This is a genomic window from Streptomyces sp. NPDC048331, assembly GCF_043201215.1.
Taxonomy (GTDB): Bacteria; Actinomycetota; Actinomycetes; order Streptomycetales; family Streptomycetaceae; genus Streptomyces.
This window is the reverse complement of the sequence record NZ_JBICYT010000001.1, coordinates 650,683-664,430: the sequence shown is the minus strand read 5'-3', so window position 1 is coordinate 664,430 and position 13,748 is coordinate 650,683. Positions and strand designations below refer to the sequence as shown.

At 72.8% G+C, this 13,748-nt stretch carries 13 protein-coding genes; 7 read left to right on the top strand and 6 right to left on the bottom strand.

The window, feature by feature from the left end:
* Positions 1-223 precede the first annotated feature (223 nt).
* The 3 genes from ACGFYY_RS03135 to ACGFYY_RS03125 are packed head-to-tail and all read right to left on the bottom strand — an operon-like array spanning position 224 to position 1,476.
* Complete coding sequence (locus ACGFYY_RS03135; protein ID WP_365280714.1) at positions 224-478, bottom strand: hypothetical protein; 255 nt, start codon at positions 476-478, stop codon at positions 224-226.
* Positions 475-897 (bottom strand): sigma factor-like helix-turn-helix DNA-binding protein, encoded by a 423-nt coding sequence (locus tag ACGFYY_RS03130; RefSeq protein WP_393706740.1) that lies wholly within the window; start codon positions 895-897, stop codon positions 475-477. Before ACGFYY_RS03130 ends, ACGFYY_RS03135 begins: the two co-directional genes overlap by 4 nt.
* Positions 898-954: 57 nt before the next feature.
* Entirely contained in the window at positions 955-1,476 is a 522-nt protein-coding gene (locus ACGFYY_RS03125) for a MarR family transcriptional regulator (RefSeq protein ID WP_365280708.1), read from the bottom strand.
* A 173-nt stretch (positions 1,477-1,649) separates the two neighbouring features.
* Between ACGFYY_RS03125 and ilvA the strand changes: the two genes are divergently transcribed.
* The 3 genes from ilvA (at position 1,650) to ACGFYY_RS03110 (ending at position 4,924) form a co-directional block, all read left to right on the top strand.
* The gene (gene ilvA / locus ACGFYY_RS03120; protein WP_393706739.1) at positions 1,650-2,882 is read left to right on the top strand and encodes a threonine ammonia-lyase; all 1,233 of its coding nucleotides are present in this window, start codon (positions 1,650-1,652) and stop codon (positions 2,880-2,882) included.
* Between the two features lie 153 nt (positions 2,883-3,035).
* Entirely contained in the window at positions 3,036-4,058 is a 1,023-nt protein-coding gene (locus tag ACGFYY_RS03115) for an ATP-binding cassette domain-containing protein (RefSeq protein ID WP_393706738.1), read from the top strand.
* Positions 4,055-4,924, top strand: a complete 870-nt coding sequence (locus ACGFYY_RS03110; RefSeq protein WP_393706737.1) for an ABC transporter permease — start codon at positions 4,055-4,057, stop codon at positions 4,922-4,924. The genes ACGFYY_RS03115 and ACGFYY_RS03110 overlap by 4 nt, the downstream gene beginning before the upstream one ends.
* A gap of 102 nt (positions 4,925-5,026) precedes the next feature.
* On the opposite strand, the gene greA is transcribed toward ACGFYY_RS03110, so the two are convergent.
* Complete coding sequence (greA, locus tag ACGFYY_RS03105; protein ID WP_030765152.1) at positions 5,027-5,524, bottom strand: transcription elongation factor GreA; 498 nt, start codon at positions 5,522-5,524, stop codon at positions 5,027-5,029.
* 137 nt (positions 5,525-5,661) lie between these two features.
* A complete protein-coding gene (locus ACGFYY_RS03100; RefSeq protein ID WP_393706736.1) occupies positions 5,662-6,075 on the bottom strand; it encodes a DUF4307 domain-containing protein in 414 nt (137 codons plus the stop codon).
* Between the two features lie 107 nt (positions 6,076-6,182).
* Between ACGFYY_RS03100 and mca the strand changes: the two genes are divergently transcribed.
* Both mca and ACGFYY_RS03090 read left to right on the top strand, forming a co-directional pair.
* On the top strand, positions 6,183-7,064 hold the full coding sequence (mca, locus tag ACGFYY_RS03095; protein ID WP_030765146.1) for a mycothiol conjugate amidase Mca: 882 nt from the start codon (positions 6,183-6,185) through the stop codon (positions 7,062-7,064).
* Between the two features lie 2 nt (positions 7,065-7,066).
* On the top strand, positions 7,067-7,300 hold the full coding sequence (locus ACGFYY_RS03090) for a hypothetical protein (RefSeq protein ID WP_266380780.1): 234 nt from the start codon (positions 7,067-7,069) through the stop codon (positions 7,298-7,300).
* Positions 7,301-7,474: 174 nt separating this feature from the next.
* Here ACGFYY_RS03090 and ACGFYY_RS03085 read toward each other — a convergent pair whose 3' ends face one another.
* Entirely contained in the window at positions 7,475-10,723 is a 3,249-nt protein-coding gene (locus ACGFYY_RS03085; protein WP_393706735.1) for a tetratricopeptide repeat protein, read from the bottom strand.
* 257 nt (positions 10,724-10,980) lie between these two features.
* On the opposite strand from ACGFYY_RS03085, the gene ACGFYY_RS03080 reads away from it, so the two are divergent.
* Both ACGFYY_RS03080 and ACGFYY_RS03075 read left to right on the top strand, forming a co-directional pair.
* A complete protein-coding gene (locus ACGFYY_RS03080; protein ID WP_393706734.1) occupies positions 10,981-11,637 on the top strand; it encodes a DUF4344 domain-containing metallopeptidase in 657 nt (218 codons plus the stop codon).
* A 52-nt stretch (positions 11,638-11,689) separates the two neighbouring features.
* Positions 11,690-13,744: a thioredoxin domain-containing protein gene (locus tag ACGFYY_RS03075; RefSeq protein WP_393706733.1), complete on the top strand. Its 2,055-nt coding sequence runs from the start codon at positions 11,690-11,692 to the stop codon at positions 13,742-13,744.
* Positions 13,745-13,748 lie beyond the last annotated feature (4 nt).

The window sequence follows — 13,748 nt, the reverse complement described above, 5'->3', positions numbered from 1 at the left end:
GGGGGCCCCGCGGGCCCCCCCCCCCCCCCCCCCCCCCCGCCCCCTCCCCGCGGGGCGGGGTTTGGGGGCGGGGGCCCCCCCCCCGGGGGGGGGGGGGGGGGGGCGGGGCGGCGCCCGGTGCCCGGCGGAGCCGGGTTCCCTGGGGCTCCGCCCCAGACCCCGCGCCTCAAACGCCGGCGAGGCTGGAATGCCGCCGGAAGGGGCTCGGCGCAGCCGGGCGGGGTCACCAGCCCTGGAGGGGTGGGGAGACGCCCGTCGGCGGTTCGGCCCAGGGGTGGGTCAGGGAGGCCCACACCGCGAAGGCCACCGCGGCGGCGAACAGTACGGCCCAGCCGAACCTCCGCAGCGCCCGCCGCCTCCGCAGCAGCCGCCCGCCCCGAGCCGCGGCACCGGCCGCCAGCCCCGTCGGCACCGGCGGGTACGGGCCCTGCAGGAGCCGCTTGACCTGGGCTTCCTTCCGGTCCGGGATCCCACTCACGCCGCCCCCCGGTTCCGCAGCGCCTCCACGGCCCGGTTGCACAGCACCCGCACCCGCTCCACCGGCATGCCGAGCTGCGCCGCCGTGACCTCCTCCGCGACCCCTTCGTAGAGCCGGAGGACGAGGACGAGCCGCTCCGGCGGGCTCAGCCGGGCGAGCAGGCCGGCGCCGCCGTGGTGGCGCCAGCCGGTCCGGGCGAAGGCGGCGCACAGTTCCTGGCGGGTGAAGTCGTACGGATCGTCCCCGCGCAGCCGCCGCCAGTTCGCGTACGTCCGGGCCAGCGCGCCCGCCAGTAGCCGCCGGGCCGACTCCGGTTCACCGGTGAGCAGGACCGCGACATGCAGGAGACGCCCGGCCGCACCCGCGACGAAGGCTTCGAACTCCGCGTAGGAGCCCGCCTGTTGATCAACTACCCGCATGGTCCACATAGTGCGGGCAGCGGGGCCGCCCAGGTCAAGAGGACGGACGGACTCCGCTCACGAGGCGGGGCCGGCTTCGGCCACCGCCGCCATGAGCTCCGACAGCGACAGGTTGAAGCGCGTCAGCAGACCGGTGAAGGATTCCCGCTCGCCCTCGCTCCAGCCCTCCGTCACCCGAGCCATCAGCTCGCGCCGCGAGGAGCGGACCTCCTCCAACCGGGCCAGCCCCCGCGGGGACAGCGCGAGCACCACGGCCCGCCCGTCCTCGGGGTGCGAGGTCCGCTTGACCAGACCGCCGTCGACCAGCGGCGCGACCTGCCGGGTCACCGTGGAGGAGTCGATCCCCATGCCGCCGGCGAGTGCCTTCACGCCCATCGGGCCTTCCAGGTCGAGCCGGTTGAGCAGCAGGTAGGCGGCGCGGTCCATCGAGTTGCGGGCCTGGCCCACACCGCCCAGACGGGTCTGCTCGGCACGGCGGGCGAAGACCGCCACCTGGTGCTGGAGCGCGTCGAGGAGACCGGCTCCGGCGGGCGCGTCGGGCGCCGCGGGCAGATCGGAATTGGCCGGGGTGGAAGGCATGGCCGTGGGCTCTCTTCGCGTGGGTCCGACAAGGTTGGGGGACAGAGTACGCGGCCGTGCGGCGGCTCGTACGCCTCGTACGAGAACTGATACGGCCGGTTCGGGCCGCCGCCCCGCAGGTGTCCCGGATGGCGAGATATCGCCCCTCCCGCGCGCCCTGCGAGACTGGCGGCATGAACTACCGCGTGCCCCAGCCCGTCCCCCAGGTCATCCTCGACGACATCCGGGGGGCTCAGAAGATGCTCTCCGGCGTCTCCCGGGTCACCGCCATGGAGGGCAGCCGGCACCTGTCCGCACTGACCGGCTCCCCGGTCCACCTCAAGTGCGAGAACCTCCAGCGCACCGGCTCCTTCAAGCTGCGCGGCGCCTACGTGCGCATCGCCGGCCTGCGCCCCGAGCAGCGGGCCGCCGGCGTCGTCGCCGCGAGCGCGGGCAACCACGCGCAGGGCGTGGCGCTGGCCTCCTCCCTCCTCGGGGTCCGCTCGACCGTGTTCATGCCGGTCGGGGCGCCGCTGCCGAAGGTGGCCGCGACCCAGGACTACGGCGCCGACGTGCGGCTGCACGGGCAGGTCGTCGACGAGACCTTCCTGGCCGCCCAGGAGTACGCGGACCGCACCGGCGCGGTGTTCATCCACCCCTTCGACCACCGCGACATCATCGCGGGCCAGGGAACCGTCGGCCTGGAGATCCTGGAGCAGTGCCCGGAGGTGCGGACCATCCTCGTCGGGATCGGCGGCGGCGGTCTCGCGGCCGGTGTCGCGGTCGCCGTGAAGGCGCTGCGGCCGGACGTGCGGGTCATCGGGGTGCAGGCGGCGGGCGCGGCCGCGTACCCGCCCTCGCTCAAGGCCGGGCACCCGATCTCGATCGAGGAACCGATGACGATGGCCGACGGGATCAAGGTCGGCCGCCCCGGCGACGTCCCCTTCAACATCATCGCCGAACTCGTCGACGATGTGCGGACGGTATCCGAGGACGCCCTCTCCAGTGCCCTGCTGCTGTGCCTGGAGCGGGCCAAGCTGGTGGTCGAACCGGCCGGGTGCAGTCCGGTCGCGGCCCTGCTCGCCGAGCCCGAACTGTACGGCGGTGGACCGGTGGTGGCCGTCCTGTCCGGCGGGAACGTCGATCCGCTGCTGCTCCAGCGGATCCTGCGCCATGGCATGGCGGCGGCGGGCCGGTACCTGTCCCTGCGACTGCGCGTGGCCGACCGACCGGGTGCCCTGGCCGGGCTCCTCGCGGTGTTGTCAGTGGTGGATGCGAACGTGTTGGACGTGAGCCATGTGCGGACGGACCCGCGGCTGGGGCTCACGGAGGTGGAGGTGGAACTGCACCTGGAGACGAAGGGCCCGGAGCACTGCGCGGAAGTCGCGCGTTCCCTGCACGGCGCGGGATACAAGGTGATGAGCTAGAGAAGGCACCGAGCTCACCGTCTCCCCGCCTGCCGCTCCGGCCGGACACATCCCCCGTTCGGCCGAGCAGGACCCGCCCGGCGCCCATAGGGTTTGCGTAGAAATGCCCTGAATATCCTGATTCTACTGGCCCGATTCACTGGGAGAATCCATATGCCAGGCGCTATCTACGCCGAAGGTCTGGTCAAGACCTTCGGCGATGTACGGGCTCTCGACGGCGTGGACCTCGATGTCCCCGAAGGCACCGTCCTGGGTCTGCTCGGCCCGAACGGCGCGGGCAAGACCACGGCCGTACGCGTCCTGACCACCCTCCTGCGGCCCGACAGCGGCAAGGCCGTCGTCGCCGGCATGGACGTCCTCAAGCATCCCAACGAAGTCCGCCGCGCCATCGGTCTGTCCGGCCAGTTCGCGGCCGTCGACGAGTACCTGACCGGCCGCGAGAACCTCCAGATGGTCGGCCAGCTCTACCAGATGAAGGCCAAGGCGGCCAAAGCGCGGGCCACCGAACTCCTCGAACGCTTCAACCTCTCCGACGCCGCCGACCGTACGGCGAAGACCTACTCCGGCGGTATGCGCAGGCGCCTGGACCTCGCGGCCGCCCTCGTCGTCAGCCCGCCCGTGATGTTCATGGACGAGCCGACCACCGGACTCGACCCCCGTAACCGCCAGCAACTGTGGGGCATCATCCAGGAACTGGTCGCCGGCGGCACCACCTTGCTGCTGACCACCCAGTACCTGGAGGAGGCCGACCACCTCGCGCACGACATCTGCGTGGTCGACCACGGCAAGGTCATCGCCCGCGGCACCTCCGACCAGCTCAAGGCCCGCACCGGCGGCGAGCGCGTGGAGGTCGTCGTCCACGAGCGGCAACACATTCCCACCGCCCGCGAGGTGCTCGCCGGCTTCGGCAAGGGCGAGACCACCGTCGAGGAACACACCCGCAAGCTGACCGTGCCCGTGTCGGGCGGCGCCAAGCTGCTCGCCGAGGTCATCCGCGAACTCGACGGCCGGGGCATCGAGATCGACGACATCGGCCTGCGCCGCCCCACCCTCGACGACGTGTTCATCTCCCTGACCGGGCACGCGGCCGAGAAGGCCGTGGAGGACAACGACGACGCGCCGGCAGGTCCCGGGGCCAAGGGTCGCAAGGCGGCCCGGAAGGAGGCGGCGAAGTGACCCTCACGTCCCCCGACCTGGGCACCTCCCCGAACGGCGAACTCGCGGCGCCCCGTCCGCGCGGCGGAGTCGTCCAGAGCGTCAACGACTCCCTCGTGATCGCCAAGCGGAACGTCATCCGGCTCAGCCGGATCCCCGAGATGGTGATCTTCGGGCTGATCCAGCCGGTCATGTTCGTGGTGCTGTTCAGCTTCGTCTTCGGCGGCTCGATGATGATCGGCGGCTCGACCAGCGCCAGCGACTACCGGAACTTCCTGATGGCCGGGATCTTCGCCCAGACCGTCACCTTCGCCACGGCGGGCGCGGGCGCGGGCATCGCGGACGACATGCACAAGGGCCTGATCGACCGCTTCCGATCGCTGCCCATGGCCCGCGGCGCCGTCCTGACCGGCCGCACCCTGGCCGACCTGATGCAGACCGCGCTGACCATGGTGGTGCTGGCGATCGTCGCCCTCCTCGTCGGTTGGCGCACCCACACGAGCGCCGGCGAGGTGCTGGCCGGCTTCGGTCTGCTGCTCCTGCTCGGGTACGCCTTCTCCTGGATCGGCGCCCTGATCGGGCTGTCCGTACGGACCCCGGAGGCCGCCACCTCGGGCGGGCTGATCTGGCTGTTCCCCGTCACGTTCATCTCCAACGCGTTCGTCCCCACGGAGAACATGGCGAGCTGGCTCCAGCCCATCGCCGAATGGAACCCCTTCAGCGCCACCGTCCAGGCCTGCCGCGAACTCTTCGGCAACCCGGGCGTGTCCCCGTCCGACGCCTGGCCGATGGTCCACCCCGTCTGGGCCTCACTGATCTGGTCGGCCTTGATCATCTTGGTGTTCCGCACCCTCGCGGTCCGCAAGTACCGCGGAGCGGACGGCTGAGGCCCGCGGCCCCGTACCGATCAGGAACGCGCGATGCCCGGCCGGAAGGGTCCGGCCGGGCATCGCGTGGTCTGTCAGGAAGAAAACGGTGACCGAGGGTGATCAGCCGGTGAAGGGCTTGACGTCCAGGATCTTGACCGAGGCCTTCTTGCCGTTCGGCAGCTCGTACTCGGCGTCCTCGCCGATCGCCTTGCCCATGACGCCGCTGCCCAGCGGGGACTGGGGGGAGTACGTCTCGAAGTCCGAGGACGCGTACTCGCGCGAGGCCAGCAGGAACTCCATGGTGTCGTCCTCGTCGCCGTCGAAGGCGATCTTGACGAGCGTGCCGGGGGCCACCACGCCGTCGGACGCGGGCGCGGTGCCGACCTTGGCGTTCTCCAGGAGCTGCGTGAGCTGGCGGACCCGCAGCTCCTGCTTGCCCTGCTCCTCCTTCGCCGCGTGGTAGCCACCGTTCTCACGCAGGTCGCCCTCCTCGCGGGCGGCTGCGATCTTCGTGGCGATCTCCGTGCGGGCGGGACCAGAGAGGTAGTCCAGCTCCGCCTTCAGCTGGTCGTACGCCGCCTGGGTCAGCCAGGTGACGCTTTCGCTCGTCTGGGTCACGGGTGCTCCTCGTCGGTACAGGGGACTACTGCCGCCAGCGGCGGACGAAACCACGAGCCTAACAATTCGGGAAGAAAAGAGGGAGGACCCCACAGGCTCATTGCCTCGCGGGGCGCGACTTCAATCCTTTTCGGACCTCAGTGGGCGGAAGGCGCCGGCCGGCACCCGACCAGCTCGATCATCGCGGCCCTGCCGGTGGTCTTCAGGGTGACGAGCTCGTCCACCCGCGACGAGCCCTGCGCGAAGGTGAAATCGGCGCGACCCACCTCGGCGTGCTCCTTGTCCTGGGAGCTCAGGGAGCAGACACCGGTGACCGAGGACTCCTTGCGGACCTCCAGGTGCACCTTCACCTCGGTGTCCGAAATCACCTGGAACTTGATCACCTCGGCGCTCACGCTCTGTCCCGCGACGTAGTCCCAACCGATCCAGCCGACCACGCCCAGCAGCACCGCACCCAGCGCCGATCCGATGATCTTGAGCTTCCGGTCCGCACGCTCGTCCGCCGACCGGCCGTACCGGCCCTCGGGCAGTCCCTCGCGCACCGCGCTCATGATCGTTCCTCTCGCCGGGGACGGCTTGGTCACCCCTGGAATTTTCCGCCCCCCAGTTCGGTCACTATAGGAGCTGAGTGTCGCGCCGAATCGCAGAGGATCCTGTTTTGACCGAGCAGCTTCGACTGATGGCCGTCCACGCCCACCCCGACGACGAGTCGAGCAAGGGCGCGGCCACCATGGCCAAGTACGTGTCCGAGGGGGTTCCCGTGCTGGTCGTCACCTGCACCGGTGGCGAGCGCGGCTCGGTCCTGAACCCCAAGCTCCAGGGCGACAAGTACATCGAGGAGAACATCCACGAGGTACGCGCCAAGGAGATGGACGAGGCGCGCGACATCCTCGGCGTCGAGCAGGAGTGGCTCGGCTACGTCGACTCCGGCCTCCCCGAGGGCGACCCGCTGCCCCCGCTGCCCGAGGGCTGCTTCGCGCTCGCGGACGTCCACGAGGCCGCCGGCGAGCTGGTGAAGAAGATCCGTGCCTTCAAGCCGCAGGTCGTCACCACCTACGACGAGAACGGGGGCTACCCGCACCCCGACCACATCATGACCCACACGATCTCCATGCTGGCCTTCGACAGCGCGGCCGACACCGAGAAGTACCCGGAGAGCGAGTACGGCCCGGCCTACCAGCCGCAGAAGCTCTACTACAACCAGGGCTTCAACAAGCCGCGCACCATCGCCCTCCACGAGGCGCTGCTCGCGCGCGGCCTGGAGTCCCCCTACGGGGAGTGGCTGGAGCGGTGGAAGGAGTTCGAGCGCAAGGAGCGGAACCTGACCACCCACGTGCCCTGCGCCGACTTCTTCGAGATCCGTGACAAGGCCCTCATCGCGCACGCCACGCAGATCGACCCGGACGGCGGCTGGTTCCGCGTCCCGATGGACATCCAGAAGGAGGTCTGGCCCACCGAGGAGTACGAGCTGGCGAAGTCGCTCGTCGACACTTCCCTCCCCGAGTCCGACCTCTTCGCGGGCATCCGGGAGAATGCGTAGCTATGAGCGCTACGCAGGCAGCACTGACCCAGCTCCTTCCGCTGGCGGGTGACACCTTCGACAAGAACAAGGTGACGCCCGGCCTCCTCGGCTTCGTCGTCTTCGCGGCCCTCGCCGTCGGCGTGTGGGCCCTGATGAAGTCCATGAACCGGCACATGGGCCGGGTGAACTTCGAGGAGGCCCCGGATCCCGCGGCCCCGGCCGCCCCCGGCACGGACGGCACCCGGGCCCCGTAAGGCGGCTCAGGGACCGGAGCCGGGTCCGGTACGCCCGGCGCCCGTAGGACCCTCGCGCGCGTGCGCCGGCGCCCCGGCCGGGAGAATCGGCGGGGCGGCGGCCGAGGGGGGCGCGGGCCCGACGGTCCGGGCCCCGTGGCCGAGGCGCGGGCCGCCGACCGGGCCCGGGTCGCCTCAGGCCCGCGGGACCCCCATGACCTCCCGCGAGTGCAGGTTCGGCACCAGGCCGAGCCGCCACGCCTGCCAGCCCTCCGCCGGATCCACGCCCCGGCCCAGGATCACCCCGTACGTCTCCAGGCAGTCCTCCAGCCGGCCGTCCCGCGCCGGATGCGGCGCCTGCGCGAGGCGCCCCAGCTCCGCCCGCGCCTCCTCCGGCGCCGCCGGCACCGCGTACGGCAGCATCGTGCACCGCAGGAACCGCGCCCAGTCCTCCCCGCGCCGGTCCCCGTACGCGATGAACAGCCGCACCGCCTCCTCGCACAGCCCCAGCGACTGCGACAGCCGGCCGTTGCCCGCGTCGATCACCGCCAGCTCCAGGCACGTCCACGCCTCGCCGTGCGCCAGACCGATCCGCCGGAAGTCCGCCCGCGCGTCCACCAGCAGTTGACGGGCGAAGCCGGAGTTGCGCAGGTTCCCCGTCTGGGCCGCCCGCTGGTCCCGCGTCACCCGACCCGAATGGTGGCGGGCGTAGGCCAGCCCGTACACGTCCCGCATCCGCGAGAACATCGTCCGCGCCCGCTCCAGCTCCCGTACCGCCTCGTCGCGCTCGCCGCCCACCTCCAGTGCCTGCCCGAGGTAGTACTGCGTCCACGCCTCGCCGCGCGCGTCCTCCGCCTCCCGGTGCCGGGCCAGCGCCTCCCGCAGCCCGTCCACCGCCGGTCCCGGATCACCGTCCACCACCCGGGCCCGGCCCAGCTGCGTCAGCGCCCAGGCCTCACCGCGGTCGTCGCGGGTACGCCCGTACAGGTCCAGGGCCCGTCGCAGCTCCACCTCCGCCGGCTCCACGTCCCCGAACCGCAGGTGCACCTGCCCCAGCTGGAAATGCGCCCACGCCTCCCCGTGCACGCTCTCGCTCTCCCGGTGCAAGGCCAGCGAGGTCTCCAGCAGCCGCGCCGCCTCCGCCAGCCGTGCCCGGTCCCGCTCCACCGCCGCCAGCGCGTGCAGGCCCCAGGCCCGGTCACCCGCCAGCTCCGGCGGCTCCTGCAGCTCCAGCGCCTCCCGGATCCGTACCGCCGCCTCCGGAAGATTGCCCTGGTGGTGCAGCGTGATCCCGAGCGAGATCAGGGCCATCGCCGCCGCGGCCTCCTGATCGGCCTCCATGTACTGGTCCACCACCGAGGCCAGCGTGGTGCGGGCCTTGTCCAGCTCGCCCAGCTGACGCGCCGCGATACCGGTACGCCACTGCACCGACCGCACCAGCCGCCCCTGCTGCCCCTTCAACCCGTTCTGACCCGCCGCGACCACCTGCGTCAGCTCGTCGATCTCACCCAGCCGGTACAGGTCCCCGCGCAACAGACAGAAATCGCACAGCGCGCCCAGCAGATCCAGCACCGCCTGCTGGTCCACGCCCTCCGAATGCCGCAGCGCCGCCGTGATGAAGCTCGACTCGTCGTCCAGCCAGCGCAGCGCCGCGTCCAGCGAGGCGAACCCGTGCACCCCGAACTGGTTCGCCCGCGTCGACATCTTCCCGTCGACCATCCGGATCACCGCGTCCGCCAGCCCCGCGTAGACGCGGATCAGCCGCTCGTGCGCCGCCACGGCCTGCGCCCGGTCCTCGTCCTCCGCCGCCCGCGCCGCCGCGTACGAGCGCACCGCGTCGTGCATCCGGAACCGCTGGCCGCGCACCCGCTCGATCAGCCCGGCCTCCCACAGCTCCTCCAGCGTGCGCAGCGCCGCCGCCTCCGGTACGTCCCCCAGCGCGGCCGCCGCCGCGCCGCCCAGCGAGGCCCGCCCGGCCAGCGGCAGCCGCCGCAGCAACCGCCGGGCGGGCTCGGCCAGCCGCGCGTCCGCCGTCCGCAGCGCCGCCTCCACCGGGTGTGCGGCCGTGCCGTCCGTCAGGGCCCGGCCCTCGCGCGCCGGCGGAGCCAGCAGCCGCAGCGCGAGCGGGAGCCCGCCGCTCAGCTCCACCACGGCGGCCAGGTCCTCCTCGGCCCCGTCCGCGGTGCCCGCCGCGGTGCCCGCCGGTCCCGCCCACGCCGTCCGGAGCAGCTCCGTCGACTCCTCCCGCGCCAACCGCTCCACCGGCAGCTGGTACACCCAGGCCGCCAGGTCGGCCGGCAGCTCCAACGGCTCCCGCGCCGTCACCAGCACCAGGCTCTCGGAACGCTCCGGGACCAGCAGTCGGACCTGCGCCGCGTCCACCGCGTCGTCGAGCAGCACCGTCACCGGCAGTCCCTGCAGATGCTGGTGGTACAGCTCGCCCAGCCGCCGTACCTGCTGCTCCGCCGACGCGCCCTCACGGAACAGCAGCTGCTCGCGCGGCGCACCGAGCCGGTTCATCAGGTGCAACAGCGCCTCCCGCGTGGCCAGCGGCGCGTCCCCGAACGCCTCCCCGGCCGAACCGCCCCGCAGGTCCACCAGGCACGCGCCCCGGAACTGGTCCCGCAGCGCGTGCGCCGCCCGCAGCGCCAGCGTCGTACGCCCCACCCCCGGCTCGCCGTGCAGCACCACCACCACCGGGCGGGTCTCCGTACTCGCCCGCGCCGCCTGCACCCACTGAGCGATCCGCGTCAGCTCCGACCGCCGCCCCGCGAACCCCTCCGCCGGAGCCGGCAGCTGCCCGAAGGAATGCTCGAGCGCGTTGCGCCGCCGCGCCTCCGCACTGCGGTCCGCACCCCGCAACCGCGGAGCCGGGCGCGCCGTCGTCGGCCGGGCCACGGGCCGGGCCGCCCGGGCCGCCGCGGCCACCGCACGCTGCTGCTCCAGGAACGGCCGTATCCCGCGCACCTCCAGCGCCGACAGCCACTGCAGCCTCAACTGCTCGGGACCGCCCGGCCGGCCCCGTTCCCCGGCCCGCCGGTTCGCGGCCGGCAGGTGCAGCGCAGTCACCTTCACCACCGTCGCCACCGCCCCGGAGATCCCCACCACGGCCCCCGCGGTCAGCGCCGTCCCGGCCGCGACACCCAGCGACAGGTCCGCGCCCACGGCGGCGGCCGCGGCCACCGCCGTCACCAGCAACGCCGTGGAGGGATTGCCCCGCCGGAAGGCCTCACCGAGCGACTGGTCCCCGGCCGCCGCCTCGTCCAGAGCCCTTACGTACGCCTCGTACTCGGGCGCCGCACTCGCGGCGAGCGCGTCCAGCGCCTCCCGGCCCCGAGCCAGCAGCGTCGCCCGGTCGATGCCCGCACCCGTGCCCTGCCGCGCCGTGTCGTCCACGGCCCGCTCCAACAGCCGCTCGGCCTCACCGCGATGGCTGTCCCGCATCGGCATCCCCCTCAGAGAGCTCCGGCAACGAGCCCCAAGTGTCCTGCGGGACTCCGCCGAGCGCGAGGGAATCTGAGCTAGTTCAGAGGGAAGTGCGCACTCTCTCCTACAGTCGGGTCGAAATCAGTCAACTGGCATATCCGGAGGGCAATATGACAGCACGTCGCTCACGTACCGCTCTGGCCTCGACCCTGTGCGCGACGGTACTGCTGTCGGCGTCGACCGGTTGCGAACCCCCGCCACCCGCAAGGGGGTTCGTGGCGCGCCACGAAAAACCGGACGAAGCCGACCGCGCCGACGCCGACCTGATCGAGCGCCGCGACCTCCTCCGGCTCGTCACCGCGGACCTCGACGCCTACCTCGACGTCCCCCACCGGATCACGATCGTCGCCCGCTCCTGCGGGGGCGAGGGCAGCGGCTACGACCCCGAGACCCATCGGATCGAGCTCTGCTACGACGACCTGACGGAGGATCGGGAACGGTTCGAGGCAGCCGACGGCCGGCCGGCGGACGAACCCCTCTCCGAGATCGTCCGGGAGACCCTCCACCACGAGGCGGGCCACGCCCTCATCGACGCCCTCGACCTCCCGGTCCGCGACCAGGGCCGAGCCGAGGAGGACGCCGCCGACCGCTTCGCCCAGCTGATGCTCCTGCGCGCCCCGGACGGCGACCACGCCCTGCTGACCGCGGCCCGCGCCTACGACCTCGCGGCGGCCGCCGACCCCACCCCGGACCCCGACGACGAACACGCCCCGGACCCGGCCCGCGCCGAATCCCACCGCTGCGCGGCCTACGGCGCGGCCCCCGCCCGCCACCCGGACTTCGCGACACCGGCCCGCGTGAACTGCCCCCGCACCTGGGCCACCACCCGCGACACCTGGACCGCCGACCTGACCCCGCTGCTGCGGAAGTGACCGACGGCCAGGTGACAAGGCGCACGCGGGACGGTGCGGCAGGATGGGCCCCATGCCGAACCGCCTCGCGAACGAGACCTCCCCCTACCTCCTCCAGCACGCCGACAACCCTGTCGACTGGTGGCCGTGGTCGCCCGAGGCCTTCGCCCAGGCGCGAGAGCGCGGGGTGCCCGTGCACCTCAGCGTCGGCTACGCGAGCTGCCACTGGTGTCACGTGCTCGCCGGCGAGAGCTTCGAGGACGAACCGACCGCCGCCTTCATGAACGAGCACTTCGTCAACATCAAGGTGGACCGCGAGGAGCGCCCGGACGTCGACGCCGTCTACATGGAAGCCGTGCAGGCGGCCACCGGTCAGGGCGGGTGGCCCATGACCGTCTTCATGACCGCCGACGCCGAGCCCTTCTACTTCGGCACCTACTTCCCGCCAGAGCCCCGGCAGGGCATGCCCTCCTTCATGCAGGTGCTCGAAGGCGTACGGGCCGCCTGGGTGGGGCGCCCCGAGGAGGTCGCCGAGGTCGCGCGGCGGATCGTACGGGACCTGGCCGGGCGGGAGTTGGACTACGGCAAGGCCGGGACGCCCGGACCCGAGGAATTGGCCAAGGCCTTGCTCGGGCTGACCCGGGAGTACGACGCCGCGCACGGCGGATTCGGCGGCGCGCCGAAGTTCCCGCCGTCCATGGTCCTGGAGTTCCTGCTGCGCCACCACGCGCGCACCGGGTCCGAGGGCGCCCTCCAGATGGCCGCGGACACCTGCGAGGCGATGGCCCGCGGCGGGATCTACGACCAGCTCGGAGGCGGTTTCGCGCGGTACTCCGTGGACCGCGAGTGGCGCGTTCCGCACTTCGAGAAGATGCTCTACGACAACGCGCTGCTGTGCCGGGTCTACGCCCACCTGTGGCGCGCCACCGGGTCCGACCTCGCACGCCGGGTCGCGCTGGAGACCGCAGACTTCATGGTCCGGGAGCTGCGCACCGACCAGGGCGGGTTCGCCTCCGCGCTCGATGCCGACAGCGAGGACCCGCTGACCGGGGAGCACGTCGAGGGGGCCTACTACGCCTGGACGCCCGCCCAGCTGCGCGAGGTGCTCGGCGAGGCCGACGGGAATCTGGCCGCCGGGTACTTCGGGGTGACCGAGGAGGGGACCTTCGAGCACGGGACGTCCGTGTTGCAGCTGCCCCAGGACGGGCCCGCGGTGGAGGCGGGCCGGCTCGCCGGGATCAAGGAGCGGCTGCTGGCGGCCCGGGGGCGGCGGCCCGCGCCGGGGCGGGACGACAAGATCGTCGCCGCGTGGAACGGGCTGGCGATCGCCGCGCTCGCCGAGTGCGGGGCGTACTTCGAGCGGCCCGACCTGGTGGAGCGGGCGACCGAGGCCGCGGATCTGCTGGTACGCGTGCACATGGACGGCCGGGCGCGGCTGTCGCGCACCAGCAGGGACGGCCAGGTCGGCACCAACGACGGGGTGTTGGAGGACTACGGCGACGTGGCGGAGGGCTTCCTCGCGCTGGCGTCCGTGACCGGCGAGGGGGTCTGGCTGGAGTTCGCCGGATTCCTCGTCGACCTGGTCCTGGACCGGTTCACCGCCGAGGACGGGTCGCTGTACGACACGGCGCACGACGCCGAGAAGCTCATCCGCAGGCCGCAGGATCCGACGGACACGGCCGCCCCCTCGGGGTGGACGGCCGCCGCCGGCGCGCTGCTCTCGTACGCGGCGCACACCGGATCGCAGGCGCACCGTACGGCGGCGGAGCAGGCGCTCGGGGTGGTGCACGCGCTCGGGCCGCGGGTGCCGCGTTTCATCGGACACGGGCTGTCGGTGGCCGAGGCGCTCCTGGACGGGCCGCGCGAGGTGGCGGTCGTGGGCCGTCCCGAGGATCCGGAGCTGGCGCTGCTGCACCGGACCGCGTTGCTGGGGACGGCTCCCGGGGCGGTGGTGGCGGCCGGTCTTCCGCGCGCGGCGGACGGTGGTGGCGGTGAGTTCCCGCTGCTCGCCGAGCGCACGCTCGTGAACGACCTGCCGACGGCGTACGTGTGTCGCCATTTCGTCTGCGCGCGGCCCACGACGGATCCGGTCGAGCTGGCGGAGCAGTTGGGTGCCGCCCGCCCCTGACGCC

What these genes read in the sequence shown, in the direction of transcription:
- ACGFYY_RS03130 (WP_393706740.1), bottom strand. Translation starts at nt 897, where the DNA reads ATGCGGGTAGTTGATCAACAGGCGGGCTCCTACGCGGAGTTCGAAGCC.
- ACGFYY_RS03125 (WP_365280708.1), bottom strand. Translation starts at nt 1,476, where the DNA reads ATGCCTTCCACCCCGGCCAATTCCGATCTGCCCGCGGCGCCCGACGCG.
- ilvA (WP_393706739.1), top strand. Translation starts at nt 1,650, where the DNA reads ATGAACTACCGCGTGCCCCAGCCCGTCCCCCAGGTCATCCTCGACGAC.
- ACGFYY_RS03115 (WP_393706738.1), top strand. Translation starts at nt 3,036, where the DNA reads ATGCCAGGCGCTATCTACGCCGAAGGTCTGGTCAAGACCTTCGGCGAT.
- ACGFYY_RS03100 (WP_393706736.1), bottom strand. Translation starts at nt 6,075, where the DNA reads ATGAGCGCGGTGCGCGAGGGACTGCCCGAGGGCCGGTACGGCCGGTCG.
- ACGFYY_RS03090 (WP_266380780.1), top strand. Translation starts at nt 7,067, where the DNA reads ATGAGCGCTACGCAGGCAGCACTGACCCAGCTCCTTCCGCTGGCGGGT.
- ACGFYY_RS03085 (WP_393706735.1), bottom strand. Translation starts at nt 10,723, where the DNA reads ATGCGGGACAGCCATCGCGGTGAGGCCGAGCGGCTGTTGGAGCGGGCC.
- ACGFYY_RS03075 (WP_393706733.1), top strand. Translation starts at nt 11,690, where the DNA reads ATGCCGAACCGCCTCGCGAACGAGACCTCCCCCTACCTCCTCCAGCAC.